This window comes from Chthoniobacterales bacterium (assembly GCA_036569045.1).
Taxonomy (GTDB): Bacteria; Verrucomicrobiota; Verrucomicrobiia; order Chthoniobacterales; family JAATET01; genus JAATET01.
This window is the reverse complement of the sequence record DATCRI010000049.1, coordinates 21975-28682: the sequence shown is the minus strand read 5'-3', so window position 1 is coordinate 28682 and position 6708 is coordinate 21975. Positions and strand designations below refer to the sequence as shown.

The window sequence follows — 6708 nt, the reverse complement described above, 5'->3', positions numbered from 1 at the left end:
GTCTCGAACTGGCTGAAAACCTACTGGCCGCACATCGAGGCAATCGGCGTCGAAGGCATCGGCCAGGCCTCGATGAAGGCCGCGCTCGCCGAGGGCGCGCCCGTCGAGCTGTCCGAGGTCGACATCTTCTGCGACGGCACCGCCGTGCGAAAGGCCGGCGCGCTGCCTTTCCAAATCTGCCGCGACACCCTCGATTGCATCGAGACCGTCACAAATGCCGAAGTCAGCTCGGCCATCCGCGTCCTCTGGGAAAGCCTGCGCTGCATCTCCGAGCCCTCCGGCGCGATGGGCCTCGCCGCCGTCCTGAAAAATCGCACCGCGCTCGCCGGCAAGCGGGTGCTCATCGTCGTCTCCGGCGCGAACATCGACTTCCTCCAGCTCGGCTTGATTGCGCAGAACGAAGGCGCCACCAACCTCTCCGGCCGCGCCGTGCGCATTCGCATTCCCGAGCAGGCCGGCACCATGCTCGCGCTGCTCGATTCGTGCTTCGCCGGGTTCGACGTCACCGATTTCCAATACGGCAAACAGGATGCCGTCGACGCCTGGCCGATCTTCGCGGTCACCGCCGACGATCCTGCCGCCCTGGCCACCCTTCCCGCTCGCCTCGACGCCGCCGGCTACGAGTGGCAGGACGTCACCGGCGCCATCGACGTCGCCTTTCGCGCCATCCCCCTGCGCGGCGACCTGCTCACGTGCCCCGCATTCCTGCGGCTCGATTTCTACGAGCGCCCCGGCGCCCTCCACGACTTCCTCGGGCAGCAAATCCGCGACCGCGCGAGCCTCTGCTACTTCAACTACCGCCAGTCGGGCGAACGGGTCGGACGCGCCCTCATCGGGCTCGACTTCGCCACGGCCGACGCGCGCGATGCCTTTCTCGCCTCCCTCCCGGAGAACGGCGACGGCTACCGATCCTGCAAACCCGTCGACGCCGCGACGCTCGCCCGCCTGGCCGGGTGAGCGCGGAGAAGGTTTGTCGGCGCCCCCGCCGTCGTGGTCAAACAGACGGCGCATGAATCCGCCCTCGCTCCTTCGCGCCCCATGGCTCGCGCTCGCGCTGCTGGTCGCCACGCAATCCCTCGCCCCGGCGCTGGACCTGGGTTTCCCCACCCGCAACCGCGCGTTGCTCCAGGGCGATGGCGCCGGGTTCTACATGTTCGTCGATCGCAATTTCAAGGGCGTGAAATCAACGCCCTGGGAGGGCGGCCAATACGGCTTCGTGCGTGATCCCAAGGTCGTTTCCGCCGGGACCATCTACACGAGACTTCACGAGGGCGCCGACATCAGGCCGCTGGAGCGGACGGCCGCCGGAGAACCGCTCGACATCGTGACCGCCGCGGCCGCCGGGCGCGTGGTCCACGTGAACAACGCCCCGCGCGCGTCGAACTACGGGTGCTACGTCGTCATCGAGCACCAGTGGAACGGCTGCCTCTACTACTCGCTCTACGCCCACCTCAGCTCGACCACCGTGCAGATCGGCCAGCAGGTGGCGCGCGGCGACGCGCTGGGGCGACTGGGTTACACAGGCGACGGAATTGACCGTCGGCGAGCCCATGTGCATTTCGAAGTGAATCTGCTCCTCAGCGAGAATTTCGACGAATGGCACAAGCTCATGTTCCCCGCGGACGCCAATGTTCACGGGCTCTACAACGGAATGAACCTTGCCGGGATGGACGTCGGCCGGCTGCTTCTCGCGGCAAGCAAATCGCCCACGCTGACCATTCCGGAGTTCCTCTCCGCCGAGGCGGTGACGTGGTCCGCCGTGGTGCCCGCGACCGACAAGTTCGCGCTGGCAAAGCTCTATCCGTGGATGGTTCGCGGAGACGCCACGGGAGCCCGGGCGTGGAAGATCTCGTTTGCGCGCTCCGGCCTGCCGTTACGGATCGAGCCATGGCGCGAAGCGGTCACCGCGGCCGCCGTCGTGAGCGTCGCGCCGACGGCATTCCCCCTGGCCTACGTGACGAAGGGTTACATCTCGGGCACGCCGAAAAGCCCCGTGCTCACCAGAAAAGGGCAGGATTTTCTGCGCCTCGTGAGCGGAAGTTTCTGAGTCACTCCACGCGGCCGAACTGCATTTCCGCCAGCCGGCGATAGCGGCCGTCGTCATGGGCCACGAGTTCGTCGTGCGTGCCGGATTCCAGCACCGTGCCATCCTCGATCACGTAGATCCGGTCGGCCTTGCGAATCGTGGAGAGCCGGTGCGCAATGATGAACGCCGTGCGCCCTTCGAGGAGCACGCCGAGCGCCTGCTGGATGAGATGCTCGCTCTCGGAATCCAGCGCGCTCGTGGCCTCGTCGAGAATGAGGATCGCGGGATCCTTCAGCAACGCCCGGGCAATGGCGATGCGCTGACGCTGCCCGCCGGAGAGCTTCACGCCGCGTTCGCCGACGAGCGTCGCGTAGCCTTCGGGAAATTTTTCGATGAACTCGTGACAGGCGGCCTGTTTCGACGCGGCGATCACCTCCTCGCGGGTCGCGCCGGGGCGGCCGTAGCGGATGTTTTCCTCGATGGAGCCGCCAAAAAGCAGCACCTCCTGCGGCACGACGGCCATCTGGTCGCGCAGCTCCGGCAGCGAGAACTCGGCGGCCGCGCGGCCGTCGATACGCACCGCACCCGTGTCGGGCTCGTAGAAGCGCAGCAGTATCGCGACGATCGTGGACTTCCCCGCCCCGCTGGGCCCAACCAGCGCAATCTTTTCGCCGGCCCGCGCGTGGAGCGAGAGGTGGCGCAGCACGGGCGTTTCCCGCCGCGTTGGGTAACGGAACGACACATCGTCGAAGGCGACATCCCCGGTCACTCGCGGGAACGCGGGAAGAATCTCCGTCGCCGCAATCTCCGGAGTTTCCTCGAGCAGCTCGCGCACGCGCTCCGTGGCGCCGAGCGTCTTCTGGACGTGACTGAACACGTCGGCAAACGACGCGACCGATCCGCCGACGAACGTCGTGTAGAGAATGAACCGCGTAAACTCTCCGAACGTCAGCGCGCCGGTCTGCATGAGATGCGCGCCATACCAGAAGACGAGCACGATCGAGCCGAAGATGCCGAAGATGATGAACGACACCATCAGGGCACGCAGCCGCGCCGTGCGCAGGATCACGCGCAAGAACGCGGCCAGCTCATCCGCGTAACGGCGCAGTTCGAAGCGCTCGTTGCCAAACGCCTTCACGTTTGCGATGCCCTGCAGCGACTCCTCGATCACCGTCACGCTGTCGGCCATGCGATCCTGCGCCTCCCGCGCGTGCACGCGAATGCGCCGACCGAACAGGATCGCCACGAGAATGAGCACGGGAAACGTGCAGATCATCAGGCCGGTCAGCCGCAGCGAGGTGCAGGCGACGAGCGTGATGCCGCCGGTCATGAGCAGGCATTGCCGGAGGAATTGCGGGACAGTCATCGTCAGCGTGTCCTGCAGCAGCGTGAGATCGGTCGTCATGCGGCTCGAGAGTTCGCCCACGCGGCGCTGGGCAAAGAAGCTCATCGGCAGGCCGATCAGCCGCGTGAAGATGTCGCGCCGGAGATCGACGGTCGCGCTCTCGCCGCACCCGTAGAACCAATACGTCGAGAAGAACGAAAATACCGCCTGCACGGCGAGCGTCCCGAGCAGCACGAGCGCGAGCGTGTCGATGTCGGCGGTCCAGCCTCCCCTCTCGGCCTTGCCACTGGCGGCATCGAGCAGCAGGCCGGTGAGATACGGGAACGACAGGCCGACCACCGTGGAAACGAGAAGCGTGAGAATGGCCCCGGCGAAGCGCACGCGATACGGCGCGAGGTAGCGAAAAACGCCGGCGACCTGCCGGAGGGCCTCGACGCCGAGCCGGCGGCGGGGCGGATTGGAAATGTCGTCGGTCATGAAAAACTCAAAGCGCCGCCGTGCGGACGCGGGGAGTTTCGACGAGACGCTCGAGCGCGTCGAGCGAGCGTTCCAGATCGGCCGCAGGGTGGATCTGCGCGGCGAGGACGCGCGCCCGCTCGCGCATCGGCGCCGCATCGAGCACGCGCCGGAGCATGACCTCGAGCCGACCGGCCGAGAATCGCCCGCGCGGCAGCACCGCGGCCACGCCGAGACGGCGCAGGCGCTCGGCATTGTCCGGCTGGTCGAAACCAAACGGGATCACCACCGAAGGCACGCCCCAGCGCAGAGCCTCGCCGCAGGTGCCGATGCCGCCCTGGTGCACCATGGCGGCGGCAGCCGGCAGCACGCGATCGAGCGGCGCGTAGTCGACCGCCAGGATCGAATCCGGGAGCTCCGCCGGCGCCGCATTTCGCCCGGTGAGGAGGATCGCCCGTCGCCCGAGCCGCCGGGCCGTATCGGCCGCACATTGGTAGAAATTTTCCGCAATTTCCACGACGCTCGACCCGAGCGTGAAGACGATGGGCGGGGCGCCCGCGGCCAGAAATCGCTCCAGTCGCGCGGCGACGTCGGGCCGAATCGCCTGCTCGAAAAACGGGAAGCCGGTTTGCACGACGCGCGGCGGCCAGTCGGGCTGCGGCGCGGCGAGAAACGACGGAAAAAGCGCAAGCGTGAGCAACGGCGAGTGCTTGGCGTCGAAGACCGGGCTCGCGCCCGCGGCAAATCCGAGCTCCTCGCGGAAGGCGCCGAGCGGCGCGCTCCACCGGCGGGTGACGATTCGCCCGAGCGCGAAGATCAGTTGATACGGCCAGCGCCCGAGCCGGCGCAGGACGAAGAGTTGGGGAACCGGCGCGAGCACGCAGGGGTCCCACGCGGAGAGAAACGACGTTGGCGCAAGGATGGCATTCGCCCAGGGGATCCCGCGTTCCGCAGCGACGAGCGGCGCGACGTAGAGCAATTCGCCGACGACGAGCAGATCGGCGCCGGAGGTGGCTGCGAGCAGATCGGCGTAGGTCTGCCGGACATTGGGAAATACCTGTTCGCGCATGAGCCGCTCGGGCCCGTGTTGCGGATGAAACAGGTGACCGACGAGCCCCGGCTCGAACGCAAAGTCCGGGCGGATCGCGTGAAACCCGAAGCCATTCTCTTCCACGTAACCGCGAAAGCCCACCGATGCCGCGATCACCGGCACATGTCCGCGCGCGGCGGCGGCACGAGCCAGTGCGAGCAGGGGGTGCAGATCGCCCAGCGAGCCGAGGGAGGCAAAGACGATGCGCATGCCCCACTATCTGTGAAGGCGAACTCCCGGCGCGGCGAGCGATTTCCGCCCGGGGAGTCGATTCCCGTCGCACGACGAAGCGCGTGGCCTTCGCCGTGGGCGACGGCGCGCTTGCGGTGACCTGCATGCACGATCGGCTCGGCCTCGGCGATCGAGAGGGGTTGTCGATCGGGCGAATCGTGCTACATCGACACCATGCCGAACGGATTCGCCTTCTTCCCACCCCCGCTCCACGCAACCGCCGGCCTGCTGCTTCTTCTCGCGGGCGTCATCCCGACGCAGGCAAAGATCCCGACGGACAAGATCAGCGACCTGGCCAACGGGTATGTCCAGTCGGGCACCGTGCCGGGCATCATCGTCGGCATCTGGGGTCCCGCGGGCGATTTCACGCTGATCAGGCACGGCACCGCAGATATCGCGACCGGCGCCCCGATGGCCCGGGCGAACACGCAGCGCATCGGCAGCATTACAAAATCCTTCACCGTCACGCGCCTTCTCCAGCTCGCGGACGAAGGAAAACTCAGCCTCGACGACCCGATCGACAAATACGTGCCCGGTCTGCGCAACGGCGACGCGACCCTGCGCGAACTTGCGAACATGACCAGCGGGATTTTCAACTACACGGAGGACCAGCCGTTCATCATCGATTTCGTCTTCCATCCGACGAAGACCTGGACCGACCGCCAGATCGTCGCCGTGGCGAACCGGCACAAGCCCTACTTCAAGCCCGGCGACGGCTGGCACTACTCGAACACCAACACCGTGCTCCTCGGCATGGTCATCGAGCGCGTCACCGGAAATCCCCTCCGCACCGAGATCACTCGCCATCTCATCCGCCCGCTCGGTCTAGACCACACGAGCTATCCCACCGGCGTTTTCCTTCCGAGCCCCTTCACCCACGGCTACGCCACCCTCGATGCCGATGTGGGACGCGTCGACCTCACGGAAAGCTCGCCCTCTGGCTCCTCCGGCGCCGGTGCCATGATCTCGACGCTCGACGACATCCACATTTGGGGACGCTCGCTCGCCCGCGGCTCCCTCATTAGCCGCAGCGCCCAGCTCGAGCGTCTGCGCATGGTCGATTCCGCCAGCGGTGTCGGCCCCTTCTACGACCGCTACGGCCTCGCCCTGGGCCGGATCGATGGCTGGATCGGCCACACCGCCGACATTCTCGGCTACCAGAGCCTCGTGATGCACAACCTCGTCGCCGACGAGACCGTGGTGATCTTCGTGAACGCGTCGAACCCCGACCACATCCCGACGGAGCTTTTCCAGAAGATGACGCCGCTGCTCGCGTCGGCCATTCCTTCCCGCTCGACGACCCTTCGCGTCGCCGGGAGGCGCCACCGCTCCACAAGCGCGTCTGTCGTCACCCTGCGCGGTCGCGCCGGCAGCGCCGCCGGCATCCTCGGCGTGCAGGTTGCCTCGGGCTCACGTTCCTGGCGCCTCGCATCCGGCAGGGAATCCTGGTCCGCAAAAGTTCGCCTTCACCCCGGGCGCAACGCGATTTCTCTTCGCGCGGCGGACCGGCTCGGCCGCCGCTCCAAGGTCGTGCAAATCACGATCGACCGACGCTAGACC

Annotated in this window: 5 protein-coding genes; 3 read left to right on the top strand and 2 right to left on the bottom strand. The window is 67.0% G+C overall.

The window, feature by feature from the left end:
- Both VIM61_09545 and VIM61_09540 read left to right on the top strand, forming a co-directional pair.
- Positions 1-957: pyridoxal-phosphate dependent enzyme (locus VIM61_09545; protein ID HEY8900643.1), on the top strand; the 957-nt coding region annotated here is incomplete at its 5' end.
- Positions 958-1009: 52 nt separating this feature from the next.
- A complete protein-coding gene (locus VIM61_09540) occupies positions 1010-2047 on the top strand; it encodes a M23 family metallopeptidase (protein HEY8900642.1) in 1038 nt (345 codons plus the stop codon).
- A 1-nt stretch (position 2048) separates the two neighbouring features.
- Here the strand turns inward: VIM61_09540 and VIM61_09535 are convergent, their stop codons facing one another.
- Positions 2049-3848: an ABC transporter transmembrane domain-containing protein gene (locus VIM61_09535; protein HEY8900641.1), complete on the bottom strand. Its 1800-nt coding sequence runs from the start codon at positions 3846-3848 to the stop codon at positions 2049-2051.
- Positions 3849-3855: 7 nt separating this feature from the next.
- Entirely contained in the window at positions 3856-5127 is a 1272-nt protein-coding gene (locus VIM61_09530; GenBank protein HEY8900640.1) for a glycosyltransferase, read from the bottom strand.
- 195 nt (positions 5128-5322) lie between these two features.
- Between VIM61_09530 and VIM61_09525 the strand changes: the two genes are divergently transcribed.
- Complete coding sequence (locus VIM61_09525; protein ID HEY8900639.1) at positions 5323-6705, top strand: serine hydrolase domain-containing protein; 1383 nt, start codon at positions 5323-5325, stop codon at positions 6703-6705.
- Positions 6706-6708 lie beyond the last annotated feature (3 nt).